The organism is Pseudarthrobacter sp. MEB009, from assembly GCF_030208875.1.
In the GTDB taxonomy this organism is placed as follows: domain Bacteria; phylum Actinomycetota; class Actinomycetes; order Actinomycetales; family Micrococcaceae; genus Arthrobacter.
In genome coordinates this window covers 1-24,913 of record NZ_JARVTC010000002.1, presented here as the reverse complement: position 1 = coordinate 24,913, position 24,913 = coordinate 1, and the positions used below count along the sequence as shown (strand labels likewise).

Genomic DNA, 24,913 nt, shown 5'->3' with positions numbered 1-24,913 from the left:
TGCCGGCGCCTCCTGGGGCGCTTTTTTCATGCCCACCCCGCCTTAGGAGGCACTGTGCCGACGTATCCCCCGGGCGTCCAGGTTTCAACCTTGACGTTCTCTAACCCGTTCACTTTCCTTGGCAACGAGGCGACTCGCACGGAGATTAGTGTCCAGTCCACGGCTGGTGTTGTGTGGTCAGCTACTGGTCAGCCGATTGATGACTTCCCTGAGGTGGAGGCGCCGGGGGTTGGTCAGCCAGGTTCCGTCACTCTACCGTTTGTTGACCAGCCTGGTTTCACCGATCAGGCGGGGAACGCGTTCACGATGTGGGCTTACCGGATCACGCGGAAGTCTGTCTTCGGCAATACGCAGAAGACGGTCACGAAGAACTGGCAGCCCCTCATCGGGCAGGACGTGGTGGACTTCGACAACCTGCCCGGTGGAGTGATCGGCCTGCCCGTGTCCGCGCCCGTCGTCCCGGTTACGTCCGTCGCTGGTCTGACGCTGGCCGTGGGCGCGGCCGAGCTTGCCAGTGAGCTGGAAGAGTACCTTCCCGGCGGCGTCACCCCTGAGGAAGTGCAGGAAGCCGTGTCCGGGCGCGTACCCAACGCCGCAAAGGGTGCCGCATCAGGCGTCGCCCCGCTGGATACTTCCGCTAAGGTGCCGGATACTAACCTGCCCGCACGGTTGGGGGACGCGGCGCTATCTGCCACGTATGTTGGACTCCGAACCGTGGACCTGGAGACGTTCCTGCTGCCTGGAGAAACGCTGCCAAGCGACGACGCCACCGATGCCCGGCCCCTGTTTCAACGGGCACTGGATGCCGCCGCAGCACTCGTGCCCTCACTCGGGCCAGTCACGATTCGCATCCCATCCGGCAAGTACCGGATCTACTCATCGCTTCGCTGGTTCAATAACTACCACGTCGGCTTTGTCGGTGCCGGCCGCTCCAACACCCGCATCCTTCCGCACGGTAATGCGGTCTTCGGGCTGATGGACCCGGGATTCGACCCGAACGGATACCTTGACGATCAGGTCTTCGCTGACATGACCATCGACTGCACCAATCAGGTGAGCACGCCCAACAATGTGGGTGCAAAGGGAATCGCTCTGCGCTATATGCGGAACGGACGTTTCGAGCGCGTCCGCGTCATCAACTCCTGGGCTACTTCCTTCGGCTGCGACTTTCTCCAGGACGTCCGGTTCACCGAATGCTCCGCCATCCGCTCAGGCCGCGGGGTTACCGGCGGGCACGACAGCTTCGGCGCCGGCTTCGGCATCGGCGTCGGTAACTACGACATCGAATCCGTATCCTTCGTGAACTGTTACGCCGAAGACAGCTGGTCCGCAGGGTTCTTCGTAGAGCGCATCCTCGAAATTCCGCGAACCCCGTCCGACTCACGCGGATTCTCCATGACAGGCTGCACCTCCTTGGGCGGCTATAACGGACTCAGAGACGCGGGCGCGGACGGCCTCGTTGTCAACGGCTGCCACTTCCTCAACGCATCCAACGCCGGTATCCACATTGAGGGCTACCCGCTATCCGGGCGACACGGTGGCCGGAATGGCATCATCAACGCCAGTGTCATACGCGGCAACGCAACGGGCGTCCTTGTGGGCAACGCCTCAACAGGGGCCTACACCTTCGATAACAACGAAATCACCGCGAACACGGCCGCCGGCGTAACCGCCGCGGCCGGCGGACAGCTCGGGGCAGGGTGGCGGTGGCTGAACAACCGCATCGAACGCAACGGTACCGGAGGCATCGACCTAGGGTCCGTTCTCGTGGCACGCCCTGAGATTCGAGGCAACGTCATCCGCGAGAACGGAACCGGCGACGGTATCCGGATTGCCGGAGATACGTTCGACCCGCGCATCATCGACAACGTTATCCAGGGCCACATTGGCGCCGGCATCAACTTTGCCGGGTCTGGCCAGTTCTGCACCACCCCTGCGATCCGCGGCAATACGGTTACGGAGAACTCTCGCGGGTGGCTCGTCAACGAGAAAGCCACTGACGACGTAACGGGAATTTCCGGGAATCGGGAGCAGGCCGCCTTCAACACAATCACCAACGAGTTCACCACCCCCAGCTACGAGCTGAATGTGAGCCTTGCGGCGGCCCTTAGCCGGTTTGACGCCCCAGTGCAGATGACAGATGGCGGGAAGTATGGCACCAGCTATGCGCGCTTCACGGTCAACCAGGACGGTTCACCTACCGCCCGCGTTGGCCGGGTGAGCGGCGCTGTGGCGGGGCCGCGGGTCATGTCATATTGGGTCCGCACGACGAAGGGCGCGGTTATCCGGCCATTCGCAATCGGCTACTGGGAATCCAATGGAAAGCAGCGCACCTACAACAAGGGCGGCATCCGTGCCACCGGAGACTGGCAGCGCGTCTCCCTGGGGATCACACTGCCCAGCAACGGCAGCCGGGTTGACATCAATATGGCTATCGATGGGGCCGTATCCGGGCAGACTGTGGACATCGATGGCGTCAACCTGACCGCGGGGACGGCGCTCTGGCCCTACATTGACGGCACGCAGCCGAACTGCGCGTGGACTGGAACCGCCGGGAGCTCGTCATCTGTTTGGACGGTCGGAACGTCCGGCGCGCCAACCCTAGCGGACAAGCTGCTTACGCAAACCGGTCAGTCACCCCTGGCGTCCCAAACTGGGGCGACAATTGGGACAGGCCTTTCTATCCCGCTCAACCAGTCCATGACCCTGTATGCGGTGCACACTACCCCCGCGGCATCTCAGCGCGCATCACTGCGCACAAGCACCAGCGCGGACCGATTCGCCACTGGCCGGAACAGCGGAAACAGTGCATGGGTTGCCATCGGCACCGATTCAGCGGCGGCATCTTTCAACGCCCAAGTCACCGCCGCATCAGCACCGGGGATCATTGCCGCCGTCCGTGACGCAGCAGGAATCACCGCTCACGTTCGAGGACTTAGCCCCGTAACGACCGCAGTAGCCTCATATGACCCAGCCACGGCAACAAGGCTTGTCAACGACAACGGCGTATCGTACTCGGTTGTTTACGCTGGGGTGCATGATGCAACGATGCGGGCAGCCGTCATGGACCTCTTGGCCACGGAGTTCGGCGTCGCCTAGCGCGGCGGCCTCTAACGTAAGAAATGCCCCGCACTGCTTGTGCGGGGCAATTCTTACGTTATGGCCGGTTGGTTGTGTTGTGCTTGCTTGCCCGCAACTCTGCGTCTAAGCCAGACATAGGCAGGTGAAAAGAACACCGCGTACAGGAAGAAATAGCTGGCGAAATCGATCCCAAGGCTCATGTACACGCCAACGTGGAATCCGAGCAGCGCGACGATCCCGATACGAAACAGCACCGGGAAGAGGACAGCCACGATCAGCCACCCCTCCGCAAAGACCGTCGCGTAGTCCATGAACTTCCAGAAGATGTGATTATCAAACGCGAAGATGACATCCACAAGGGGGCCGAGCTTCTCGTTTTCGGCTAGATCCCGTGCAATGAACCCGCGGCTTGCTTCTTTGGCTGGGTCTAGCCAGCCCGCGACCGCTTTGGGGAGCGCCGCGGTAAATAGCGCGTAAGCCACAGTCACGGCCCAGAGCAGCATGGGGAAGCCCCGAGAATTCCTGCCGCGCCCCATGCGGGCGTCCAGCGAAAGCGCGGCGCCCCAACCCGCGAAAGCCATAAACGCCGGGAACAGCTCGTAGAGGATGAAGTGGTCCAGTTTCCCGAAGGAGTGGGTGACTCCAGCGCCGACAACCATCACCAGCGTGAGGGCGATCGACGATTGGAAAGTCCGGTACCCCACCAGAACCAGCACAGCCAGAAGGGCCCGGGCCACTTCAAGGGTGATCATGACCCAAGGATCCGGCGCCGCTGTCATCCAGGCGAACAACCCTGGCCGGGCTTGGAAGAATGACGCTGGAACTTCCGCCGTCCAGAGGTAGTCCACTGGGAAGACCAGCACATGGAGTGCGAACAGGATGCGGACTATCCCGAGGTAGGTCGGCTGTACGCGGTATGACTCCGAGATCCGGTCCACCCATGAGGCAGCAAAATCGACTGCTTTACTCAAAATGTCACCACCGTAGTCTCGCAAGGCTTCGCGTTGACCACCCTCGCATCATGTACGTCTACCGCCGCGTCCTGCCAGCAAACCTCGACAGAAGTAGGCTCACTGCCGCCGCCGACAGCCTTAGCTCTCGCTGCCAGCCAAAGCCGAGTGTCGTCATCAACAGGCTTCCCTGGCTTGAAAACGTAATTCAGCGTAGGCCGGGCAGCGGAGAATCGGACCCCGTCCATAATCTCCGAGACGCGGGGATTCACGGTGGAGCCATCCGCGTAGGTGACTTTGACGTAGGCCATGCGGCTGGCAAAGAGGCCGGCCCGGGTGGGCGCGGCACCGAACGAAGGCATTCGAACAGTGGGGTAAGGCTCCGGCTCAACGGCGAACGAATAGACGCCCTGGCCCAGCAGCAGAGCACCAAAGACGGCCAGAGCGGAGAGCCTGCGCTTGGCTAGTTTGGTAGCCGGCATGCGTCAGTTCCGCCCGGCATGGCGTGACGATTCTTCGCAATGACCTTGTACACGCGGGAGGCGATGAACCGCACCCCCGGGAGCAGGATGACTTTGCCCAGCAGCGGCCAGCCAGAACCCTTAGCGATGAGGGCCTGGGCGATAGCCGCCTCGGCTCCAGCCCGAATGCTTCCACTGTCAGCCCAGTAGGCGGCAGTTTCTACCATTTCCTCGGTGAGCCCAAGAGCGTCGAGGTCGCGAATACCCTGCCACGGCTTGATGTTTACTTGGCCGCCACGGGCAAGCCATTTTGCAGAGCGGGTGCAGAACCCACAGTCTGCGTCATAAATAAGCGTGCGCTCGAGCGCTACGTCCCCCATAGTCATGCGGTGATTCTACCTGTAGGAAAACTAACGTTCGCGCTGCACGTCATGGGCCGACCGTCAGGCGCCTGACTTCTCGGATTCCGGCACCAATGAGTCCCCGAAGTAATTCCGACAGGCTTCGATATCTGCCATCAAGTTCTGAACTTCATTCAGTGCGCTCACAAGTCCGATTGCACTGCCGAACACGGATAGCTCCTGGGCGTAGACGTCGTAACGCCTAGCGAAGTCCTCAGGGCTAATTGACGGGAAAGTGTCCGCAGGGCCGACGAACCGATCCACGAGCATCCCGCGTCTGGATGTGGCATTCCACTTGTCCATGTACTCATCGAAATGAACCAGTTTGTTCCGGACATCTCGTAAAGCTGTGAGTCCTGAATCATCCACTCCAAGCGTCTTTCGAATCGCAGCGGATCGCATTTTCACGTCCGCCCGATTCCGGGTTGGCCACAGAATATTCGAGATGGATGCCATTGAGTTGAGCGCGCCCGATAATGAGTACCATAAGCGAGGCCCGTTGTAGTCCCCAGCTGCGAAGCACCGGTTTATGTCCTCGAATGCCATCTCTACAAGGGTCCCTTGGAAGTGAATTTCACGAAGGTGCGCCTCGGTTAGCCGGACATCCACGCCGTACTTGATCCGCATCATGCCCTCGATCATAGGGGTCAGATACATCCGGTTAAGCTCCCCACCCCACCCGGTGCCTCATCTCTTCGGAGGTGGGGCGCTTTTGGTGGTTAAGTGGTGGGGTGGTTTCCTTCGATCCGCCAGAGTCGTTTGTCCAGGATGGGCAGGTCTATGTGCACGCCCGCCACAAGCCTGAGCTGACCCCTGGGAGCGTCCGGCGGTTCGTCTACGGCAAGGAGCCCAAGGTGATCGCCAAGGTCCCGGTGAAGGGCGGTAGCACCGTCGAAGTCCACGCCTACGCCGAGCACTACAACCGCGAGTGGGTCAGTATCGCCTGGCATGATGACGGCATCGTCCACCAAGGCTGCTGGGTGCCGGCCGGTGATGTTCGCCGGCCCGCCGAGGGTGAATGGCGAGGGCGCTACCTGCACTGATCCTGGCGAGGGCTAGGCTCGATCGCATGGAAGTTACCCTAACCATCGCGAACCCGGACGGTACCCAAGAAGCATTTACCGGAACCGGGCCCGACTACGACACCGCCAAAGCAGCAGCCGCAGGTCAAGTACCCGACGGCGCCAAAGCACTGAGTATTCGCACCAACCCTTACGCTGGCTGAGGAGCAGGCCTAAGCGGCCCCAGCCCATGGGCAAAATATGGGCAAAACCACCCGACATAAGCCGATCGAACACTGATAAATCAAGACAAGTGCAAGTTGCATAATCCGCCCACAAACAGCGATCCAGCCCCGCAACTACGGGGCCGGAAGCCAAATAAGTGGATGGGACAGCCGATACGCCGGGTTCTGTTCCCCCGAACCGTTACCGGTAAGGGAGCGACGGCCATCCATCTACGGACGCCGTTGCCGACGCCCTCCAGCAGCCTACCCGGACACTCGGGCGGGCAGCCCTCAAACGTGTCCTGTCTGGCCTTGCTCCGGGTGGGGTTTACCTAGCCTTCCCGGTCACCCGGGAAGCTGGTGGTCTCTTACACCACCGTTTCACCCTTACCTGCACTCCCCCGTCCAAGGACGGCTGAGGCAGGCGGTCTTTTCTCTGTGGCACTGGCCTGCGGGTTACCCCGAGTGGGCGTTACCCACCACCCTGCCCTGCGGAGCCCGGACGTTCCTCGAGCCACTTGCGTGACGCGCGGCCGCCTGGCTGTCCCATCCGCATCAAGTCTAACGGTGCGGGTGCCGGAACCTGGCGCCGCCGCGCGTTGGAGCGCCGGTAGGATCGGACGGTGCTGATTCTGCTTCCCCCCTCCGAAGGCAAGACCCCCGCCGTCCGCGGCCCCGCAGTCGACTGGTCCACACTCAGTTTTCCGGCCCTGAACACCCACCGGGCCACCGTCCTGGAGGCATTGGGAACGGTCAGCGCCCACCAGGATGCCCTGGCCCTGCTCGGCGTGGGGGCGTCCCTGCAGGACGACGTCGACCGGAACACCCGGTTGCACGCGGAACCGGCGGCCCCTGCCCACCAGATTTATTCCGGGGTTCTGTACGACGCGCTCGGCTACCGCAGCCTGACCCCGGCGCAGCGGCGCAAGGCGGACCAGTCGGTGTTGGTGATTTCGGCGTTGTGGGGGGCGATCCGGTTCGGTGACAGCGTCCCCGCCTACCGCTTGTCCATGGGAACTGCACTGCCCGACGTCGGCCGGCTGGCCTCGTTCTGGAAACCGCAGCTGAGCGCCGCCCTCGCACCGGAGCTGGCGGACCACCTGCTGGTGGACTGCCGGTCCAGCACCTACGCAGCGGCGTGGGCGCCGCCGTCGGACCGTACTGTTGCCGTCAACGTGTTCACCGAGGTGGCCGGCGTCCGCAAGGTGGTGAGCCATTTTGCCAAGCACACACGTGGGGAACTGGCACAGCACCTGCTGGCGCGGCGCGGCAACGCCCCCGCCACGCCGGCGGCCCTGCTGAAAGCGGCCCGCGAAAGGTGGGACGCGGAGTTGGTTCCCGGCACGGTGCGCAAGCCGCACGCGCTGAACATCATCCTCCCCAACTAGGTCGCAGTAGATGTCGTTTTGACGCCCCAAAACGACAACTACTGCTAATTAGTTGGGGTCAGCTGGCGGGGGCCGCGGTATTCCACTCGTCGGAGCGGACCAGGATGGCCCCGGAGTCCGGGCAGAACACAATGTCATCGGCAGCGGCGGCCTTGATCTCGGCCAGGTCGCCCGGGCTGAGCTTCATGCCGGACGCCTCCGAGGTGCCGTGGAACAGCCGGGCTGCGCCCACGCCCCGCTTCGCCAGCGTCTTTTCATACACCGCCAGGAGTGCGGGTTCCAGCAGCGCAGCGAAGTCGTCCCGCTTGGCTTTTACCTCCGTGGCTTCGGCAGCCACTTCGGCCAGCGCCGCGTCGAGCTCGGCGCGGATGCCGCCGAAGGAGCCCTGGATGTCGTCAACGATAACCTGCTGCCCGGCCTGCGTTGCCCGCAGGGTATCCAGCCGTTCCAGGACCTCCAGTTCCACGTCCTCGAGGTCCGAGCGCCGCTTGTTGAGCGAGACGATGTCCTTCTGCAGGGCCACCAGGTCCTTGGACAGGCCGGTGCCGCTGTTCAGTTTCGCTTCGTCCCGCTGGATGCGGCCGGCAACCTGTTCGACGTCGGCCTCAGCCCGCTTCAGCTCGGCTTCAGCATCGTGGACGGCAACCTTCGCCGAGCCCAGGGTGCCGTTTGCAACGGCCAGTGCAGCTTCGAGGTCCTTGATGCGGGGATCGGTCTCAAGCGTCCGGCGGCGGTTGGCCAGCGACGTCAGTTTGGCGTCAAAACCCTGCAGCTCAAGCAACTTCAACTGTTCCGCCGGTGCTGCCTTCGCCACTTTTACCTCCGCTAAAACCTTCCGGCCCATGGCCGGGCACCGATTTGGCGCTCCCACGACTCTAGCGCCTGCCCTGCTTCCCTGCCTCGCTGCGCGTGCTGGGTTGTGTGCGGGCCCGGCCTAGCCGGGAGTCAGGATGAAGTCCCAGGGGTCACTGTTGGTGCCACTGACCCTGAGCTGCACCTCGTGGCCCTGGTCCGAGAGGACGTTGCCCAGCGCGGTGGCAGCAGCCGGAAGCCACAGCCATTCACTGGCAAAATGCGAGACGTCCACCAGGTAAGGCCTGCCGTTCACAGCCGCCTCGCGGGCCTCCGAGGCAGGATGGTGCCGCAGGTCCGCGGTGACGTAGACGTCCGCATGGCTGGCCCGGACCTCGTCAAACAGCGAATCCCCCGCGCCGCCGCAGACAGCGACCCGGAGTACCAGGCCGTCCTTGTCGCCGGACACCCGGACGCCGCCGGCCACCGCCGGAAGGATACCGAACACCCGGGCAGCGAAGTCGCCCAGGCTGACGGCCTCCGCAAGGTCCCCTACCCGGCCGATGCCTTCTTCCGGCAGTCCGTGGGCGGCTGCCGTCAGCGGGACCGCATCCTGAAGCCCCAGCGCATCGGCCAGTACATCGGAAACACCGCCGACGGCGGAATCCCCGTTGGTGTGCACGGTCAGCAGTGCAGTGCCTGATTCGATCAGGCGGTGCACGGCCCTGCCTTTGGCAGAGGTGGCAGCCACGGACGTGACGCCCTTGAGCAGCAGCGGGTGATGGGTGATGAGGAGTTCCGCGCCCCAGGAAACGGCTTCCTCGATGACCTCAAGGGTGGGGTCCACGGCAAACATGACCTTGGACACAGGTGCGCCCGGACGCCCCGCCACCAGGCCCACCTCGTCCCAGTTCTCTGCGAGGGACTCCGGCCAGAGCTCTTCGACAGCAAGCAGCAGGTCTGCCAGTGTGGTGACGGCCCCTGGCCCTGGACCCGAGGCTCCGGGCGGTGTGCCGCCGTCGTGATTATCGGGGCCGGTAACGTCGGTGTCCACAGGTTCCATAGTCTTAGTTTTACCCCATCGCGGGTCCCGGGGAGCGTGCCCGGGCAGCCGCGCCTTGCTGTGCCGGGAATCATCCGGCACGCTCAACCATTGAAGAGGACATGAAAACTTTTGTTCTGGGCGGAGGCTGTTTCTGGTGCCTCGACGCCGTTTACCAGAAAACCAAGGGCGTGAGCTCGGTGGTGTCCGGCTATACCGGCGGGCATGATCCCCGGCCGGACTACTACTCCGTGTGCAACGGCACCACGGGGCACGCGGAGGTGGTGGCGGTGACCTTCGACGAGGACATCATCCCGGCGGAAGTCATCCTGGACATGTTCTTCGCGCTGCACGACCCCACCACCCTGAACCGCCAGGGCTACGACGTGGGCACCCAGTACCGCTCGTCAATGTTCTACGAGACCACGGAGGAAAAGATCCTCTTCGAAGAAGCCATTGACCGTAACCAGGCCCTATGGTCCCATCCGATCGTCACGGAGGTCAGCCGGCTCCCCCGGTTCCACGTGGCCGAGGATTACCACCAGGACTACTACGGCAAACACCCCGAGCAGGGGTACTGCCAGGTGATCATCAACCCCAAGCTCGCGAAGGCCAGGAAATATTACTCTGCATGGCTTAACGCTTAGCCAGCATTACGCGGCATCGTTAGGCTGACCTCAGTATTCACACTCAGAGATAGGCGTATCTGCACATGGCACGGATCTATGACGATGTAACGCAGCTGGTTGGCGGAACCCCGCTGGTAAGGCTGAACCGGCTCAGCGAGGGCCTCGACGCCACCGTCGCCGTCAAGCTGGAGTTCTACAACCCTGCCAACAGCGTCAAGGACCGCATCGGTGTGGCAATTGTCAACGCCGCCGAAAACTCGGGTGCCCTGAAGCCCGGCGGCACCATCGTTGAAGGCACGTCAGGCAACACCGGCATTGCCCTGGCCATGGTGGGCGCTGCCCGCGGCTACAAGGTCATCCTCACCATGCCGGAAACCATGTCCACAGAGCGCCGCGTGATGCTGCGCGCCTACGGTGCGGAAATCGTCCTGACCCCGGGCTCCGAAGGCATGCGCGGCGCCGTCGAGAAGGCCCAGGAGATCGTTGCCAACACGCCGAACTCCATCTGGGCCCAGCAGTTCGCCAATGAGGCCAACCCCGAAGTCCACCGCACCACCACGGCCGAGGAAATCTGGTCCGACACCGACGGCAAGGTGGACATCTTTGTTGCCGGCGTGGGAACCGGTGGAACCGTAACCGGCGTAGGCCAGGTCCTCAAGGAACGCAAGCCCGGCATCCAGATCGTGGCCGTCGAGCCGAAGGACTCCGCGATCCTCAACGGCGGCGCCCCGGGCCCGCACAAGATCCAGGGCCTCGGCGCCAACTTCGTCCCCGAAATCCTGGACACCAACGTCTATGACGAGGTACTGGACGCCACGCTGGAAGACTCCGTCCGCGTTGCCCGCGAGCTGGGCATCAAGGAGGGCATCCTGGGCGGCATCTCCTCCGGCGCCATTGTGTGGGGTGCCCTGGAACTGGCAAAACGCCCGGAGAATGCCGGCAAGCTGATTGTCGCGATCGTGTGCGATTTCGGCGAGCGTTACATCTCCACCGTCCTCTATGACGACATCCGCGGCTGATCAGGCCGAACACCACAGCGTTTCCTGTAGAAAGTACTTTGTGCGCTTTTTTGCAAGACTGAAGGAAGACCTCGAGGCCGCCCGGTCCCACGACCCGGCGGCCCGGGGTTCTTTCGAGAACTTTTTCGCTTATTCCGGCCTGCATGCCATCTGGATCCACCGGCTGACCCACCGCATGTGGCAGAACCCTTCCCTGCGGTTCCCCGCGCGGCTGCTGTCCCAGCTGGGACGGTCCTGGACCGGCATTGAAATCCATCCGGGTGCCACCGTGGGCCGCAGGTTCTTCATTGACCACGGCATGGGCGTGGTCATCGGGGAAACCGCCGAGATCGGCGAGGACGTGATGATTTACCATGGCGTGACGCTGGGCGGCCGTTCGCTGGCACGCATCAAGCGGCACCCCACCATTGGGGACCGCGTCACCATCGGCGCCGGCGCCAAGATCCTGGGCCCCATCACCATCGGCCGGGACAGTGCCGTGGGTGCCAATGCCGTGGTGGTCAAGGACGCTCCGCCTGAGTCCATTGTGACCGGTATCCCCGGCCGGTGGCGGCACCGCGATGCGCAGCTTGAAACCAAGCCTGCCGTTGACCCGGCCGAGTACGACATCGAATACAGGATCTGACCCAACCCGGTCAGGACTTTAACGGCCAAGGGCCGGCAGTTCCGTTTCGGAACTGCCGGCCCTTGGTGTTTCAGCGCGGGGACGTCAGTGTGTGTCCACAGCTTCGATTTCGGACTTGTCCTCGCCCCAGAGGGTGTGGAACGTGCCTTCGGAGTCGACGCGGCCGTAGGTGTGGGCGCCGAAGAGGTCACGCTGGCCCTGGATGAGGGCTGCTGCGACACGCTTGCGGCGCAGGCCGTCGTAGTAGGCCAGCGAGGAGGAGAACACGGGGACCGGAATGCCCAGCTGCACTGCGGTGGCCACCACGCGGCGCCATGCCGGCAGGGCACCGGCGATCGCTTCGGTGAACGCGGGGGCGAACAGCAGGTTGGCGGGCTTGTCCTCGGCGGCGTAGGCCTTGGTGATGTCCTTGAGCAGCTCGGCGCGGATGATGCAGCCGGCCCGCCACAGGGAAGCGATCTCGTCCAGCTTGAGGTCCCAGCTGTACTCCTTCGCAGCGGAAGTCAGCATGTCCAGGCCCTGGGCGTAGGAAACCAGCTTGGAGGCGTAAAGCGCCTGGCGGACATCCTCCACAAAGGTGTCCGGGATTTCGACGTTGGCCTCGTGGCCTGCCAGCAGTTCCTGGCCCAGCTTGCGCTGGCCGGCCTGCGAGGACAGCGCGCGGGCGAACACGGACTCGGCGATGCCGGAGACCGGGGAGCCGAGTTCCAGGGCCGAGATGACGGTCCAACGGCCGGTGCCCTTCTGGCCTGCGGCGTCCACCACAACGTCAACGAACGGCTTGCCGGTCTTGGCGTCCACGTGGCCCAGGACTTCGGCGGAGATCTCGATCAGGAAAGAGGACAGTTCGCCCTTGTTCCATTCGGTGAAGATTTTGGCCTGCTCTGCAGGTTCGATGCCCGCACCGGAGCGGAGCAGGTCGAACGCTTCGCCGATGACCTGCATGTCGGCGTACTCGATGCCGTTGTGGACCATCTTGACGAAGTGGCCGGCGCCGTCGGTGCCGATCCAGGCGCAGCAGGGCTCGCCGTCGACCTTGGCGGAGATCTTTTCCAGCAGCGGGCCCAGGGCCTTGTAGGACTCCTTGGAACCGCCGGGCATGATGGAGGGGCCGTTGAGGGCGCCTTCTTCGCCGCCGGAGACGCCAACGCCCACAAAGTGCAGGTCCTTCTTGGCCAGTGCAGCCTCGCGGCGGCGGGTGTCCTCGTAGTGCGAGTTGCCGGCGTCGATGATGATGTCGCCAGCTTCCAGGAGCGGTTCGAGCTGCTCGATGACGGAGTCAACCGGCTTGCCGGCCTTCACCATGATCAGGACCCGGCGGGGCTTCTCCAGCGAATCGACGAGTTCCTGCAGGGTTTCGGTCCGGATGAACTCGCCGTCCGTGCCGTGCTTGGCCAGCAGCGCGTCCGTCTTTTCGACGGACCTGTTGTGCAGGGCCACCGTGAAGCCGTTGCGGGCCAGGTTGCGGGCCAGGTTGGCGCCCATCACCGCGAGGCCGGTGACACCGATGTGTGCAGACATCTAAAACTCCAATTTGTACTGTGCGACGGATGCGAAGGCCGGTTTCCGGATGCAGAAGTGCGTTCGCAGATCCAAGGGTCGTAATAAAGCATATATATTCATCCGGTAACAGGGAAGTAACGCCCACGTTATGGAACCCATTGTGTCGCAGGCGGTCCCGGCCGGAGCCTGCCGCCGGAGCAGACCGCACTAGGCTGGAGGCCATGACCAGCAGCCTGCACCACCGTGCCATCGAGAATCTTGGCACCCGCATCATCTCCGGTGAGCTGCCTGCCGGACACGTGATGCTCGCTGAGCAGCTCGAGGTGGAGCTCAAGGTTTCCCGGTCCGTGATCCGGGAGGCGGTCCGGGTACTGCAGTCGCTCGGCCTGGTGGAAACCACCAAGCGGGTGGGCATCCGGGTGCTTCCCGCGGGCCGCTGGAACCCTTTTGATGCCCAGGTGATCCGCTGGCGCCTGGCCAGCGACGCCCGCGGCGCCCAATTGAGGTCCTTGGCGGAACTGCGGTCGGCCGTGGAGCCTGCCGCGGCCGAACTGGCAGCCGCGAACGCGCCGGCACCGCTTCGGCTGGAACTGGTGCAGGTGGCACGTGCCATGCGCGACGCCGGCCACAACGGCGACGTGCCCCGATTCCTGGAGCTGGACATTGCGTTCCATTCGCTGCTGCTCTCCGGGTCCGGCAACGAGATGTTCGCCAACCTTATGGGCCAGGTGGCCGAGACGCTGACCGGCAGGACCGTCCACGGACTGATGCCGGACCACCCGCACGAGGCGGCGCTGCAGTGGCATGTGGATGTCGCGGAGGCGATCGCGAGGGGCGATGGCGCGGCGGCCCGGGAGGGCTCGGAGCGGATCATGCGCCGGACCATGACCCGGATGGCGGACACCTGGACCGAGCAGCCCAGGGTCTTCATTCCCGTCAATCGCTGACGGCCCGCCGGGACCGCTACGGTCCGAAGTCCAGCAGGACCTTCCCTGACACTGCGGAGTTCCGGGCCACCTCAAAGGCCTCGAGCCCCTGCTCCAGCGGGAATTCGTGGGTAATTACCGCGCCTATCCGCAAGCTGCCATCGGCGAGGGCTCCGATGACGTCGGTGATCTCGTCGTTGAACCGGAAGGAACCCACCAGTTCCAGTTCCCGCGTGATGGCCAGCGAGATGTGCACCGGCTGCGGACCGGAGGGCAGCAGGCCCACCATCACCACCCGTCCGCCGCGGGCCGCACCCTTGATGGCCGAAGCCAGCCCATGGTGGCTGCCGGAGGATTCGATCACCACGTCAGCTTCCAGAGCGGTGATGGCTTCGGCGTCCCCTGCCTGCAGGACCCGGTCCGCACCGACGGCGGCGGCAATCTCCAAAGGCCTGGGATGCACGTCAACGGCAACGATTGTCGCGGCCCCGGCCCGGCGGAGGACGGCAACGGCGAGCGCACCGATGGGGCCGCAGCCGATCACCAGCGCGGTCTTCCCCACTACCTCCCCGGCACGTGCCACCGCATGCCAGGCCACGCTGGCCGGTTCGATCAGCGCCGCTGTCCGCAGGTCCAGGCCGGCCGGCAGCTCCCGGAGCATCCGGGAGGGAAGCGTGGCGTAGCGCCTGAAGGCGCCGTCTGTGTGCGGGTACTGTGCAGCGCTGCCAAGGTAGGTGCATCCCGGTGACAGGTTGGGCCGGTCCGCCGGGTAGCGGGCGGCGCCCGGGCCCGGGGTGGCGGGATGGACAGCCACCGGCGTCCCAACGCCGGGACCCGAACCGTCGACGGCCGCCTGGGCCACCACCCCAACGATCTCGTGGCCCAGGACCATCGGAGCTTTAAGGATCGACTCCCCCGCCGCGCCGTGCTGCCAGTAGTGCAGGTCGGAGCCGCAGATACCGCCGTACCGGATCTGTACCACCGCCTGGTCCGCTGCCGGCGGGACCAGCGGCACGTCCTCGATGCGCAGGTCCCCGGCGGCGTAGGCCACCACGGCCGGTCCCGAAGTGGGCAGGTTCAGCGTTTCCATCAGACCACCACCGTCATTCCGCCGTCGATGAAAATGGTTTGCCCGTTCACAAAGTCCGAGCCGGCGGAGGCAAGCCATACGGCCGGTCCGGCCAGGTCCTGGACGGTGCCCCAGCGGTGCGCGGGCGTCCTGCCGAGGATCCAGGAGTTGAACGCCGGATCATCCACCAGGTTCTGGGTCATCTCGGTATGGATGTAGCCGGGTGCAATCCCATTGATCTGGAGCCCGGAGGCTGCCCACTCGGCGGTCATGGCACGGGTCAGGTTGCGCAGGCCGCCTTTGGCCGCGATATAGGGGGCGATTGTGGGGCGGGCCAGGTCCGTCTGGACGGAGCAGATGTTGATGATCTTCCCCCGGCCGCGCGGGATCATGTGCCGGGCGGCCTCCCTGCCTACAAGGAACGCGCTGGTGAGGTCGGTGGCGATGACCCTTTCCCAGTCGGCGACGTCGAGCTTCAGCATGGGGACGCGGTGCTGGATGCCGGCGTTGTTCACCAGGATGTCCAGCGGGCCCACGTTGTCCTCGATCCAGGCGACGCCTGCCGCGGCAGCGGTGTCGCTGGTGACGTCAAAGGCCACACTGTGGATCCGGCCATGGGCGAAATCCTCGGCCATGGCAGTCTCGGCTGATTTAAGCCGGTCCGGGTCCAGCCCGTTGAGGACAACCGTGGCCCCGGCGCCGGCCAGGGCGCGGGCCAGGGCGTTTCCTATCCCGCGGCTGGAGCCGGTGACGAGCGCCACCCGGCCTGTGAGGTCAAAAAGTCCGTTCATGCCGTGACGCTTCCTTCTGCCGCGTGCGCGGCTGCCTGATCGCTGAGGTGTGAGATGGCCTGCCGGACCACCGTCAGGTCCTGGTCACCCAGTCCCTGGGTTTTGAGTTCCGCGTAGAGGTCGACGGCGGCCGCCGCCAGGGGGACCGCCGCACCGGCCACCCGGGCAGACTCCACTACAAAGGTGAGGTCCTTGTGCATGAACTTCGCGGGTCCGGTGACCCGGTAGTCCTTGGCCACCAGGCGTGGTCCCATGATGTCCAGGACCCGGCTTCCGGCCAGGCCACCGGCGAGGACCTCAAAAAGTGCGCCGGCGTCGATGCCGGAGCGCTCGGCGAGTTCGGCAGCTTCGGCGAGTGCCGCCGTCGTGGTTCCCACGATGAGTTGGTTGCAGGCCTTGGCCAAGGATCCCGAGCCGAGTCCGCCGAGGTGCCGGACGGTGGTACCCATGCCGGCGAGGACGGGCGTGATGCGGGCGACGTCGTCAACAGTGCCGCCGGCCATGATGGCCAGGGTCCCGTCCGTGGCGCCGGCCGTGCCGCCGCTGACCGGCGCGTCCACTACCGCGGCGTTGCCGGCGCTGGCCGTTTCCACCCGGCGGCCGAAGTCCCGGACCCGCTGTGGCGAAACGCTGCTCATGACCACCAGCACGGTGCCTGGTTCCGGCGGCTTTGCCTGCCAGGCGGCCAGCAGGCCGGCCGCGGCGTCTTCGATGTGGGAAAGGTCCGGAAGCATAAAAATGATCACCGGCAGATCCCGGAGGCCGGCGACCGACCCGGCCCCGGCGGCGCCCAGGTTGCAGAGTTCCGCTACCGGGCCCGGGGATCTGTTCCAACCCGTCACCTGCCAGCCCCCGCGTACCAGGTTTGACGCCATGGGCAGGCGCATCAGGCCCAGCCCCACGAAGCCTACGTTGTTGTCCTGCATGCTGGTGACCCCACATCGTTGTGCCAAAATCGGGCGAAACTGTTCAATATCCTAGCCTCCATTCAGTATGATGAACAGCATGACAACTTCGCCTACCGTGGCCATTGCCGTACCGCTCGAGGCTGAGCTGGTTGAAAGCATCCGCGCCGCCCACCCATCCGTCACCGTCCTGTACCAGCCGGACCTCCTGCCGCCGGAACGCTTCCCGGCCGATCACGCAGGCGACCCGGACTTCCGGCGTACTCCCGAACAGGAAGAGCGCTACTGGGCCATGATCAACCAGGCGCAGGTCCTTTACGGCCTGCCGAACGAAAGCCCTGCCGGGCTGGCCCAGGTGGCCCGGCAGAACCCGCACCTGCAATGGGTCCAGGCCATGGCCGCAGGGGCCGGCGGAGCGGTCAGGGCATCCGGCCTTGACCTGGAAAGCCTGCAGAAGTTTAAGGTAACCACCTCTGCGGGCGTCCACGCCCTGCCACTGGCGGAGTTCGCCGCTCTGGGCATCCTGAACGGTTTCAAGCGCTCCGCAGAGCTGGCCGTGGACCAGTCAAACCGGATATGGCCGGAACTGCGGACACCCACCAGGCTGGTCAGCGGCTCGCGGCTGGTAATCACCGGGCTCGGCGAAATCGGCCTGGAAACCGCACGTGTGGCCCGCGCCCTGGGGATGAAGGTCAGCGGGACCAAGAGGACCGTTGAGCCGCTGGAAGGAATCGACGAGGTAGCAGGCAACGACGGGCTGGCCGGACTTCTCGCCACCGCGGACGCCGTGGTCAACACCCTGCCGGGCACGCCGTACACGGAGCGCCTCTTCAGCCGGGAGATTTTCGCTGCGATGAAGCCGGGAACCGTCTTCATCAACGTGGGCCGCGGCACGGTGGTGGATGAGGATGCCCTGCTCGAGGCCCTGGACAGCGGCCAGGTCTCCTACGCCTGCCTGGACGTCTTCGCTGTGGAGCCCCTGCCGCAGGAAAGCCCGCTGTGGGACCATCCCCGGGTGATGGTCTCCCCGCATACTTCCGCGCTGAGTGCCGCCGAAAACCGGCTGATCGCGGAGCGCTTCTCCGCCAACCTCGGCATCTTCCTGGCCGGCGGCGAGCTGCCGCACCTGGTTGATCCCGTGCATTTCTACTGACCGGCACTCCCCCCGATATACAAAACGCCCGGCCCGCAGTGATGCGGGCCGGGCGTTCTTCGTTGCAGTCCTAGTGTGCGTCTTCCACCAGGACGAGGTCGCGGCCATTGGTTTCCGGTGTGAAAAACGTGGTGGCGAAGGAGATCGATGCCAGCACCAGGGAGTAGATGGCGGGCACCAGCCAGGAGTGGTTGGTGGCCGCAAGCAGTGCCACACCGATCATTGGAGCGAAGCCGCCGGCCAGGACAGCGGAGAGTTCGCGGCTCAAGGCCACGCCGGTGAAGCGATGCTGGGAGCCGAACAGTTCGGGCAGCAGGGCGCATTGCGGGCCCAGCATGGACTGCACACCCAGGGCGATGCCCACCACCATAACCACCCAGACCAGGGTGACACTGCCCAGGGTGACGAGGTAGAAGGCAGGCAGTGCGATGACGGCCTGGAACAGTGCGCCATAACGGTAGACCGGGACCCGGCCGTACTTGTCCGACAAACCGCCGAAGACCACCACCATAACGGCCGCAAAGCCTGCGGCGATCAGCAGGCCGGTAGGGCCGATGAACTTGTCGCCGGCGAAAACGCCGGCCGGCATGCTGATGAAAGAGACCAAAAGCGCCGAATAGATGGAGGAGTTGCCGTTCTCGCCCATGCGCAGCCCGATGCCCACCAGGACGTTCTTTTTGGAATGCTTCCAGATCTGCCCCACCGGGTTTTTCACCACGGCTTTGTGCTTCTCCAGTTCCTGGAACACCGGGGTTTCCTTCAGCCGGAGCCGGATGAAAACAGCCACAACAATGAGGAGGAAACTGGCCAGGAACGGCACCCGCCACAGCCACCCCTGCAGCACTTCCTTGTCGGCAAGGGCCATCAGCGCAAAGGTGCCGGCGCCCAGCAGCGTGCCCATCTGGATACCCACGAAGGGCAGGGAAGCGAAGAATCCACGACGGCGGCGCGGCGCGACTTCGGAGATCAAGGTGGTGGCGCCAGCCTGCTCGGCGCCGGCGCCAAGGCCCTGGACGATACGCAGCACCACAAGGAGGACCGCGCCCAGCATCCCTGCCTGTTCGAACGTCGGCAGCAGGCCGATGGCGAAGCTGGCCATACCCATCAGGCCGATGGTCAGAATCAGGACCATCTTCCTGCCGAACCTGTCTCCGATATGGCCGAAGACCACGCCGCCGAAGGGCCGGGCCGCGAAGCCCACACCGTACGTCGCGAAGGAGGCGATGACGGCTCCGCTCTCCCCCAGCGGGGAGAAGAACAACGGGCCGAAGATCAGCGCCGACGCCAGCCCGTAGATGTAGAAGTCGTAGTACTCCAGGGCGGAGCCCACGGAGCTGGCCAATGTTGCCCGGCGCAGCTGGTCAGGGTCAACGACGGCGTCGTCCCTGCCGGCCTGTGGTGCATTAGTACGAGTTGTCACAAGAACTCCCTCACAACACTCCAGGCCTCCGTTGGCCTGGTGGGTCAGTGATCACACCTGTTGTGCTGATCACTATATTGAACAGAGTACATCAAGCTGAACAATGAGCAAGGTGTGTATGGGAAATACACCTCTATCCCATGGGATTGCCCAGCGAGTGGGCCAGCTCGCGGAGCTCCTTCACCATCCGGGCGCCCTGCTCGGGTGTATAGGTGGCCTTAAGAGCAGTCACAGACAGGCCAAGGCTCGGCCCGTGGGCGCCGCGCGTGGGAACGGCGACGGCCAGGCACACCACGCCCGTGGTGGATTCCTCATCTTCAAAGGCGTAGCCCTGTTCCCGGATTTCCAGCAACTGGGCCTTCAGCTCGGCGCCGGTCCGGAGGGATTTCGGCGTGAGGACGGGAAGGTCCGCATCGTCGGCGAAGAGGTCATCGATGTCATGGTCGTGGAGCCGGGCAATCAGGGCCTTCCCCACGGCGCACAGCGACACCGGCATCCGGTCGCCGATGTTAGACGTCAGCCGCACGGCAGGGTGGCCTTCATAACGGGCCAGGTAGATCACGTTTGTACCGTCCAGCATGGCGATCCGCACGGTCTCACCTGACAGCGTGGCGGCCTGCTCGCAATAGCGGTAGAACTCCTGGACTTCATCCAGCCGGCTCAGGTAAGCGGCGCCGAGTTCCACCAGCTTGCGCCCCAAAGTGAACTCCGCCCCCTGCCTGCTGATCAACCGGGCCTCCTCAAGCGCCAGCAACAGGTTGGACGTGGACGACTTGGGGATCCCGAGCTCGCGGGCCAGGTCACTCAGGGTCAACCGCCCCGTGGCTGAGGCGGCCAGGGCATCCAGGACGGCCGCCGCCCGGGTTACTGCCGGCGCCGGGGAAGAGCTCCCAAGTCCGTCTGACGGGCGGGCGGTGCGGGAATCGGCCATGATTCTCCTTTGATGGGGCGTCGGAAGCTACCGTGTCCTACTGTTCATTCCGCTGAACAGTAACCATCATAATGGCTGGACGGTTTGCCGTGGCCGTGGGTTGCCGGCTGACCAGACGCTTCCACGGGACACCTGCGTGTCGGACACCGTGTCAACTTCGTGTTTCCTGAAGTTCACGGTATATTCATCACAGGCCCTCCACCGCGGCATCCCCCAATAGTCGCGGTGGAGGGTTTTCCAATGCCCGGACCCGGGTGCGGCCCGTCACCAGGACCGCTTTCAGCCGCTCAGGCGGCGTCCGCCACCGACTCCCGCAGCCGCCACCCACCGCCGAGTCCGTCCCGCTGCAGCAGCATGGTGGTCAACGCCGAACCTGCATTGCGGCCCAGCCTGACCTGGACCTGCAGGACCTCCACATCGATCCGGCTGCCGCCCTTGGGCATCCTGCGGTTGAGCTCCCACCAGTTCACCCGCTCAAACCATCTGACAGGTTCGGCACCCACCGTCCATTCCCTGCCGCCGCTGAGCACCGCCGTGGGCCGTCCATCCTTGCCCGTGTGCACTATCACGTGTTCCATTCCTGCAACTTAGGGCAGGGCACCGACATCATGGCCCGGCAGGCGCCGGGCACGGCCGGTGTGGAAGAATCGACCGGTCCGCTGCAGGGAAAGTAAAGAGGGAAAATGCTCCAAGGCTACTTCGATTCCATCTCCCCGGATAAGCTCACGCTGACCGGGTGGATCCAGGTGGACCCCAGCGGGCAACCACCCGCCCTGCATTTTGACCGCAACGGAGAGGTCTCCGGCGCCGCAGTGTTTGGCCACGAAAGAGCCGATGTTGTGGCCTCCCTGGGTGTGCCGAACCGGGTGTTCACGCTGAGCCTGGATGAGCCGGCCGAAAGCCATCACCTGCTGGCGAAGTCGCACCATGTGGCGGCCGTCGTTGACGGCGTCCGCAGCCCGGTCCAGCTGGGTGGTCGCGCTTACCATCAGATGATGGCCGACTTCGTCACCACCGCTTCGGCCAATTCCAGCGGGACCCGTGAAGTGATCCTGGACGCCTTGCAGGTCAAGGAGTCCGGCCTGGCCAAGTATGCCCGGGAAAGCGCCGCTGCGGGCAAGTCCGGCGACCTGTCCTACCTGGGCTTCCCGGTGGGCATGCGCTCCGGCAACGACACAGCCCAGCTGGGCCGCGACGGGCACCTCTTCCTGACGGGCGGAAGCAACGCCCTCCGCGACCAGTACCGCGAACCCGCCACCGATGCGGCGAAGGCAGCCATGGAGGAGAAGGCCCAGCGGTGGGAAGCGGCCCTTGACTCCAACGCAAAAGCCCTGGCGGAACTGGGAATCCCTTTCCTGCAGGTCATGATTCCCGAGAAACTGACCGCCCTCCGCCACCTGGCGCCCCTCCCCATCAGCGGGCCCACGCCGCTGTACAACCGGGTGGATGAACTCATGGCAGGAAAGCCGGGCTACCTGAATTTCCTCGGCATGTTTGATGGTTGGGACAACGAAATAGGGGCCTGGCAGCGGAACGATACGCATTGCTCCCCCGCCGGTTTCCTGGCCATGACACGGGCAATGCTGGAGCGGCTCCCGGGCTGCGACCCCCGCTGGCTTGACGGGGTCGGCCTGACCGAAACCACGTACCGGGACGGGGACCTGTCAGCCAAGTTCTTCGACGTCCCGCTGTGGGACAAGCAATACCGTCCTGCGCCCGACGCTTTGGGCGAGCAGGAGATCACCAACGTCTATTCGTATTCACCGGGCCACTTTGTGGGGTCCCATAACATCTGGCAGAACAGTGCCCCGGTATCGGATAAGAAAGTGGTCGTTTTTGGCAATTCCTTCTTCGGCGGAGTGGAAAGCCCCACCCGCCTGGGCTGGTGGTTCTCGCGGCTGTTCAGGGAATACCACATGAAGTGGGAGAACGCGCTGGACCTTGACTACATCCGCGACGTACGACCCGACTACGTCATCTTCCAGACCATCGAACGGTTCCTGGTACGTCCCCCGGCGGCGAACACAGCCTAGGGGCGTCCCCGGCCGCACACCGGGAAAACGGGAAAACCCCGCATTTACAGCCAATCAGGCTGCAACTACGGGGTTTTCTTTGGTGGGTCCTACCGGGATCGAACCGATGACATCCACGGTGTAAACGTGGCGCTCTACCAGCTGAGCTAAAGACCCAAACGATGCTCCGGGCGGCGGCGCCGCCCTGACCAACAAACATCGACTCTACCCCACCCCCGGCAGCAACGCGAATCGGAAGGGGTCCCGCGGTCCGCGGGGTCAGGGGGTGGGAAGTTCGCTCTCCAGCCAGGTCAGCGATTCGCTGACTCCCGACTCGAGCTTGAGGGTGGCTTTGTCGTCGCCGCGCGTGGCGCCCCTGTTGATGATGACGACGGGCTTGCCGTCTTTAGCAGCGTGCCGGACGAAGCGCAGGCCGCTCATGACAGTTAACGACGAGCCCGCCACCACCAGGGCTTCGGCGTCGTCCACCATGGCGTAGGAACGCTCCACCCTGTCTTTCGGCACGTTTTCGCCGAAGTACACAAAGTCGGGTTTCAGCACTCCCCCGCAAGCAGGGCATACGGCCACCACAAAGGTGCTGATGAGCGCGTCGTCCTCGACTGTTGCGTCGGCGTCAGGCGCGATTTCCACCACATCGGCGGCGAGTGCCTGGGCCAGGAAGTCCGGGTTCAACTCCGTCAGCATCCCGGCCAGGAGCTGGCGGGAGTAGTTCCGGTGGCAGTCGAGGCAGACCACACGGTCGTACCGGCCATGCAGGTCCACGACGTTGGTGCTGCCGGCATCTTCATGCAGCCGGTCCACGTTCTGGGTGATAAGGCCGGTGAGGAGTCCCCGCTGCTCCATCCTGGCCAGGGCGAAGTGCCCCTCGTTGGGGTCGGCATGGCGCAGGTGTGACCAGCCGATATGGTTCCGGGCCCAGTAGCGCCGGCGGTTTGCCGCATCCCTGGTGAATTCCTGGTACGTCATGGGCTTGCGTGGTGCCGAGTCCGGGCCCCGATAATCCGGGATGCCCGAGTCAGTGCTGAGGCCGGCGCCGGTGAGAACGGCAAGCCGCAGTCCCGCCAGTAAACCGGAGGCAGTCTCAAGGCCCGGAAGATCCGACGCCGACGGGCCGGCATTGGGGACGGGCTGCCTGCTGGCAAACCCGGTCAGTCCGATCCGGGGCCGTGGTTCTGCCATGTCAGGACCCGGCCAGCGTGGCCAGGGCCGCGAGGTAGGCGCCCACGTCCCGCGCCACGCCCCTGGGATTCAGCACCGAGTACCGGATGGTTCCGCCGGGGTCGATGATGAACGTTCCCCGGCGGGCCATGCCGCTGGCAGGGTCGAAAACGCCGTAAGCGCTGGCGACTGCGCCGTGCGGCCAGAAATCCGAGAGCAGGTCAAAGCCGAAACCCTCCTGCTCGGCGTAAGCGCGCAGGCTGAACTTGCTGTCCGCGGAGACCGCCAGCACGGCGGCCCCGGCCGCCTCGAAGGCGGCTGCATTGTCCCGGAGGTCACCAAGCTCCCCGGTGCAGATGCCCGAGAACGCGAAAGGATAAAACACCAGCACCACAGTCCGGCCCCGGTAATCCTGCAACAGGACGGGCTCGCCGAACTGGTTGACCAGCTCAAAGGGCGGCGCTGTGCTGCCCACCGCAGGAACTTCAGCGGTGGGGGCCAGCGCAATGCTCACTTGTTTTTCCTGCTCACCAGCCGGGTGGCGCTCCAGTCCTTGGAAACGCCGGCTGACGTGGTGACGTGCAGACCTGCAGTGGGGGCGGCTTCCTGGATATCTGCCGGTGAGGCGTACCCGTCCCGGCCCGACTTTGGCGTCAGGACCCAGACAACTCCGGTTTCGCTCAGCGTGGTCAACGAGTCCATCAGGCTGTCGACAAGATCGCCATCGCCTGCACGCCACCAAAAGATGACGGCGTCAGCAACTTCGTGATCGTCTTCATCCAGCAGCTCAGACCCCGTGAGGTCCTCGATATCGTCACGTAAGTCGAAATCGACGTCGTCGTCGTAACCGAACTCCTGAATCAGATCCCCAGTCTTGAAACCCAATTTTTCCGCCACATTTACCGAAGTGGCGGCGTCGGCCTCGCTCACGTGTACCTCCAATGCCTCATGTATGCAGTCTGCATAGTGATTTCCATTACTCCAAGCCAACACCCTTTGTGCCTGCTCTTCAAGCTGCCGGCCCCGTCGCGGCACATATTCTGCGTCACATCGGGGACCTTCACCCCGCTTCGCAGCGGCTTTTAGTCACACAACCAGTATGACGGCGAAATACAACCGGGGTGCCCAGGGCGCGGCTACGCATCGGGTTACGGTCAGGGCTAGAGTGGCTGGTGACATCTATGCCTGCCGGACAACAACCGTGTAACTCCGCAGCAGGGATAGGAGCTCTAGGACCCTGCCCGGCACACATGACCGGGCTGTTGTAACCGAATACGTCGCACACGGCGTATGTACGCCGGGCAGTCACCCTGCCTGGCCTGAGTGCGCCGTTCATGCGCGCAAAGAGAGGTTGGACGTGGCTGCAGGAGAAGATACCTCCCATATCCTCAGCGGGTTGACTAACCAGCTG

At 64.4% G+C, this 24,913-nt stretch carries 26 protein-coding genes, 1 tRNA gene and 1 other RNA gene; 10 read left to right on the top strand and 18 right to left on the bottom strand.

The genetic code is table 11. The features are described from left to right. Window positions 1–90: 90 nt before the first annotated feature. Window positions 91–3,099 carry a right-handed parallel beta-helix repeat-containing protein gene (locus tag QRN07_RS00150; protein WP_285240047.1) on the top strand — a complete coding sequence of 1,003 codons (3,009 nt, stop codon included), beginning with the start codon at window positions 91–93 and terminating at the stop codon, window positions 3,097–3,099. Window positions 3,100–3,152: 53 nt separating this feature from the next. Here the strand turns inward: QRN07_RS00150 and QRN07_RS00145 are convergent, their stop codons facing one another. From QRN07_RS00145 to QRN07_RS00130, 4 genes are read right to left on the bottom strand one after another with little or no spacing between them, the layout of a single operon-like run. Next, the gene (locus QRN07_RS00145) at window positions 3,153–4,052 is read right to left on the bottom strand and encodes a hypothetical protein (RefSeq protein ID WP_285240046.1); all 900 of its coding nucleotides are present in this window, start codon (window positions 4,050–4,052) and stop codon (window positions 3,153–3,155) included. After that, window positions 4,049–4,513, bottom strand: a complete 465-nt coding sequence (locus QRN07_RS00140) for a hypothetical protein (protein WP_285240045.1) — start codon at window positions 4,511–4,513, stop codon at window positions 4,049–4,051. Before QRN07_RS00140 ends, QRN07_RS00145 begins: the two co-directional genes overlap by 4 nt. Next, window positions 4,495–4,878, bottom strand: coding sequence for a thiol-disulfide oxidoreductase DCC family protein (locus QRN07_RS00135; RefSeq protein WP_285240044.1), 384 nt, complete (start codon window positions 4,876–4,878; stop codon window positions 4,495–4,497). Before QRN07_RS00135 ends, QRN07_RS00140 begins: the two co-directional genes overlap by 19 nt. A 57-nt stretch (window positions 4,879–4,935) precedes the next feature. Next, on the bottom strand, window positions 4,936–5,523 hold the full coding sequence (locus QRN07_RS00130; protein ID WP_285240043.1) for a hypothetical protein: 588 nt from the start codon (window positions 5,521–5,523) through the stop codon (window positions 4,936–4,938). A 101-nt stretch (window positions 5,524–5,624) separates the two neighbouring features. Here QRN07_RS00130 and QRN07_RS00125 point away from each other — a divergent pair, with 101 nt between their 5' ends. Further along, the gene (locus QRN07_RS00125; protein WP_285240042.1) at window positions 5,625–5,936 is read left to right on the top strand and encodes a hypothetical protein; all 312 of its coding nucleotides are present in this window, start codon (window positions 5,625–5,627) and stop codon (window positions 5,934–5,936) included. 26 nt (window positions 5,937–5,962) lie between these two features. Next, window positions 5,963–6,118, top strand: a complete 156-nt coding sequence (locus QRN07_RS00120; RefSeq protein WP_285240041.1) for a hypothetical protein — start codon at window positions 5,963–5,965, stop codon at window positions 6,116–6,118. Between the two features lie 159 nt (window positions 6,119–6,277). Here the strand turns inward: QRN07_RS00120 and rnpB are convergent. Continuing rightward, an RNA gene (gene rnpB / locus QRN07_RS00115) (RNase P RNA component class A) lies at window positions 6,278–6,667 on the bottom strand. Between the two features lie 74 nt (window positions 6,668–6,741). Here rnpB and QRN07_RS00110 point away from each other — a divergent pair. Then, entirely contained in the window at window positions 6,742–7,506 is a 765-nt protein-coding gene (locus QRN07_RS00110; protein ID WP_285240040.1) for a YaaA family protein, read from the top strand. A 58-nt stretch (window positions 7,507–7,564) separates the two neighbouring features. Here the strand turns inward: QRN07_RS00110 and QRN07_RS00105 are convergent, their stop codons facing one another. Together QRN07_RS00105 and QRN07_RS00100 are read right to left on the bottom strand one after the other, a co-directional pair. Further along, window positions 7,565–8,320 (bottom strand): zinc ribbon domain-containing protein, encoded by a 756-nt coding sequence (locus QRN07_RS00105; protein WP_056597660.1) that lies wholly within the window; start codon window positions 8,318–8,320, stop codon window positions 7,565–7,567. A gap of 120 nt (window positions 8,321–8,440) precedes the next feature. After that, entirely contained in the window at window positions 8,441–9,361 is a 921-nt protein-coding gene (locus QRN07_RS00100; RefSeq protein ID WP_285240039.1) for a Nif3-like dinuclear metal center hexameric protein, read from the bottom strand. A gap of 101 nt (window positions 9,362–9,462) precedes the next feature. On the opposite strand from QRN07_RS00100, the gene msrA reads away from it, so the two are divergent. From msrA to epsC, 3 genes are all read left to right on the top strand, one after another. After that, window positions 9,463–9,987 carry a peptide-methionine (S)-S-oxide reductase MsrA gene (msrA, locus tag QRN07_RS00095; RefSeq protein WP_050684762.1) on the top strand — a complete coding sequence of 175 codons (525 nt, stop codon included), beginning with the start codon at window positions 9,463–9,465 and terminating at the stop codon, window positions 9,985–9,987. A 65-nt stretch (window positions 9,988–10,052) separates the two neighbouring features. Beyond that, window positions 10,053–10,988, top strand: a complete 936-nt coding sequence (gene cysK, locus QRN07_RS00090; RefSeq protein ID WP_050684763.1) for a cysteine synthase A — start codon at window positions 10,053–10,055, stop codon at window positions 10,986–10,988. A 40-nt stretch (window positions 10,989–11,028) separates the two neighbouring features. After that, window positions 11,029–11,613 carry a serine O-acetyltransferase EpsC gene (epsC, locus tag QRN07_RS00085; protein WP_050684764.1) on the top strand — a complete coding sequence of 195 codons (585 nt, stop codon included), beginning with the start codon at window positions 11,029–11,031 and terminating at the stop codon, window positions 11,611–11,613. Between the two features lie 84 nt (window positions 11,614–11,697). On the opposite strand, the gene gnd is transcribed toward epsC, so the two are convergent. After that, the gene (gnd, locus tag QRN07_RS00080; protein WP_050684765.1) at window positions 11,698–13,134 is read right to left on the bottom strand and encodes an NADP-dependent phosphogluconate dehydrogenase; all 1,437 of its coding nucleotides are present in this window, start codon (window positions 13,132–13,134) and stop codon (window positions 11,698–11,700) included. Window positions 13,135–13,337: 203 nt separating this feature from the next. Here gnd and QRN07_RS00075 point away from each other — a divergent pair, with 203 nt between their 5' ends. Beyond that, window positions 13,338–14,063 carry a FadR/GntR family transcriptional regulator gene (locus QRN07_RS00075; RefSeq protein WP_050684766.1) on the top strand — a complete coding sequence of 242 codons (726 nt, stop codon included), beginning with the start codon at window positions 13,338–13,340 and terminating at the stop codon, window positions 14,061–14,063. A gap of 16 nt (window positions 14,064–14,079) precedes the next feature. Here QRN07_RS00075 and QRN07_RS00070 read toward each other — a convergent pair whose 3' ends face one another. The 3 genes from QRN07_RS00070 to QRN07_RS00060 are packed head-to-tail and all read right to left on the bottom strand — an operon-like array spanning window position 14,080 to window position 16,828. Continuing rightward, entirely contained in the window at window positions 14,080–15,132 is a 1,053-nt protein-coding gene (locus QRN07_RS00070) for an L-idonate 5-dehydrogenase (protein WP_285240038.1), read from the bottom strand. Next, on the bottom strand, window positions 15,132–15,902 hold the full coding sequence (locus tag QRN07_RS00065; RefSeq protein WP_285240037.1) for an SDR family oxidoreductase: 771 nt from the start codon (window positions 15,900–15,902) through the stop codon (window positions 15,132–15,134). The genes QRN07_RS00070 and QRN07_RS00065 overlap by 1 nt, the downstream gene beginning before the upstream one ends. After that, complete coding sequence (locus tag QRN07_RS00060; RefSeq protein WP_285240036.1) at window positions 15,899–16,828, bottom strand: NAD(P)-dependent oxidoreductase; 930 nt, start codon at window positions 16,826–16,828, stop codon at window positions 15,899–15,901. The genes QRN07_RS00065 and QRN07_RS00060 overlap by 4 nt, the downstream gene beginning before the upstream one ends. A 67-nt stretch (window positions 16,829–16,895) precedes the next feature. Here QRN07_RS00060 and QRN07_RS00055 point away from each other — a divergent pair, with 67 nt between their 5' ends. Further along, the gene (locus tag QRN07_RS00055; RefSeq protein ID WP_350224275.1) at window positions 16,896–17,960 is read left to right on the top strand and encodes a D-2-hydroxyacid dehydrogenase; all 1,065 of its coding nucleotides are present in this window, start codon (window positions 16,896–16,898) and stop codon (window positions 17,958–17,960) included. 70 nt (window positions 17,961–18,030) lie between these two features. Here the strand turns inward: QRN07_RS00055 and QRN07_RS00050 are convergent, their stop codons facing one another. The 3 genes from QRN07_RS00050 to QRN07_RS00040 all read right to left on the bottom strand — a co-directional run bounded on the left by QRN07_RS00050 (window position 18,031) and on the right by QRN07_RS00040 (window position 20,889). After that, entirely contained in the window at window positions 18,031–19,380 is a 1,350-nt protein-coding gene (locus QRN07_RS00050) for an MFS transporter (protein ID WP_285240034.1), read from the bottom strand. A 133-nt stretch (window positions 19,381–19,513) separates the two neighbouring features. After that, on the bottom strand, window positions 19,514–20,311 hold the full coding sequence (locus QRN07_RS00045; protein WP_056597514.1) for an IclR family transcriptional regulator: 798 nt from the start codon (window positions 20,309–20,311) through the stop codon (window positions 19,514–19,516). Window positions 20,312–20,598: 287 nt separating this feature from the next. Beyond that, the gene (locus QRN07_RS00040; protein WP_050684773.1) at window positions 20,599–20,889 is read right to left on the bottom strand and encodes a hypothetical protein; all 291 of its coding nucleotides are present in this window, start codon (window positions 20,887–20,889) and stop codon (window positions 20,599–20,601) included. A gap of 105 nt (window positions 20,890–20,994) precedes the next feature. Here QRN07_RS00040 and QRN07_RS00035 point away from each other — a divergent pair, with 105 nt between their 5' ends. Beyond that, a complete protein-coding gene (locus QRN07_RS00035) occupies window positions 20,995–22,344 on the top strand; it encodes an alginate O-acetyltransferase AlgX-related protein (protein ID WP_285240033.1) in 1,350 nt (449 codons plus the stop codon). An 80-nt stretch (window positions 22,345–22,424) separates the two neighbouring features. Here QRN07_RS00035 and QRN07_RS00030 read toward each other — a convergent pair. The 4 genes from QRN07_RS00030 to QRN07_RS00015 all read right to left on the bottom strand — a co-directional run bounded on the left by QRN07_RS00030 (window position 22,425) and on the right by QRN07_RS00015 (window position 24,432). Beyond that, window positions 22,425–22,500, bottom strand: a tRNA-Val gene (locus QRN07_RS00030). 102 nt (window positions 22,501–22,602) lie between these two features. After that, on the bottom strand, window positions 22,603–23,523 hold the full coding sequence (locus QRN07_RS00025) for an NAD-dependent protein deacetylase (protein WP_285240032.1): 921 nt from the start codon (window positions 23,521–23,523) through the stop codon (window positions 22,603–22,605). Window position 23,524: 1 nt separating this feature from the next. After that, window positions 23,525–24,016: a peroxiredoxin gene (locus QRN07_RS00020; protein ID WP_285240031.1), complete on the bottom strand. Its 492-nt coding sequence runs from the start codon at window positions 24,014–24,016 to the stop codon at window positions 23,525–23,527. After that, window positions 24,013–24,432: a DUF3052 domain-containing protein gene (locus QRN07_RS00015; RefSeq protein ID WP_050684777.1), complete on the bottom strand. Its 420-nt coding sequence runs from the start codon at window positions 24,430–24,432 to the stop codon at window positions 24,013–24,015. The genes QRN07_RS00020 and QRN07_RS00015 overlap by 4 nt, the downstream gene beginning before the upstream one ends. Between the last annotated feature and the right edge of the window lie 481 nt (window positions 24,433–24,913).

Coding starts and splice junctions, on each gene's coding strand:
- QRN07_RS00140 (WP_285240045.1), bottom strand. CDS start 4,513: ATGCCGGCTACCAAACTAGCCAAGCGCAGGCTCTCCGCTCTGGCCGTC.
- QRN07_RS00135 (WP_285240044.1), bottom strand. CDS start 4,878: ATGACTATGGGGGACGTAGCGCTCGAGCGCACGCTTATTTATGACGCA.
- QRN07_RS00130 (WP_285240043.1), bottom strand. CDS start 5,523: ATGATGCGGATCAAGTACGGCGTGGATGTCCGGCTAACCGAGGCGCAC.
- QRN07_RS00120 (WP_285240041.1), top strand. CDS start 5,963: ATGGAAGTTACCCTAACCATCGCGAACCCGGACGGTACCCAAGAAGCA.
- QRN07_RS00100 (WP_285240039.1), bottom strand. CDS start 9,361: ATGGAACCTGTGGACACCGACGTTACCGGCCCCGATAATCACGACGGC.
- msrA (WP_050684762.1), top strand. CDS start 9,463: ATGAAAACTTTTGTTCTGGGCGGAGGCTGTTTCTGGTGCCTCGACGCC.
- cysK (WP_050684763.1), top strand. CDS start 10,053: ATGGCACGGATCTATGACGATGTAACGCAGCTGGTTGGCGGAACCCCG.
- gnd (WP_050684765.1), bottom strand. CDS start 13,134: ATGTCTGCACACATCGGTGTCACCGGCCTCGCGGTGATGGGCGCCAAC.
- QRN07_RS00075 (WP_050684766.1), top strand. CDS start 13,338: ATGACCAGCAGCCTGCACCACCGTGCCATCGAGAATCTTGGCACCCGC.
- QRN07_RS00070 (WP_285240038.1), bottom strand. CDS start 15,132: ATGGAAACGCTGAACCTGCCCACTTCGGGACCGGCCGTGGTGGCCTAC.
- QRN07_RS00065 (WP_285240037.1), bottom strand. CDS start 15,902: ATGAACGGACTTTTTGACCTCACAGGCCGGGTGGCGCTCGTCACCGGC.
- QRN07_RS00060 (WP_285240036.1), bottom strand. CDS start 16,828: ATGCAGGACAACAACGTAGGCTTCGTGGGGCTGGGCCTGATGCGCCTG.
- QRN07_RS00055 (WP_350224275.1), top strand. CDS start 16,896: ATGATGAACAGCATGACAACTTCGCCTACCGTGGCCATTGCCGTACCG.
- QRN07_RS00045 (WP_056597514.1), bottom strand. CDS start 20,311: ATGGCCGATTCCCGCACCGCCCGCCCGTCAGACGGACTTGGGAGCTCT.
- QRN07_RS00040 (WP_050684773.1), bottom strand. CDS start 20,889: ATGGAACACGTGATAGTGCACACGGGCAAGGATGGACGGCCCACGGCG.
- QRN07_RS00035 (WP_285240033.1), top strand. CDS start 20,995: ATGCTCCAAGGCTACTTCGATTCCATCTCCCCGGATAAGCTCACGCTG.
- QRN07_RS00025 (WP_285240032.1), bottom strand. CDS start 23,523: ATGGCAGAACCACGGCCCCGGATCGGACTGACCGGGTTTGCCAGCAGG.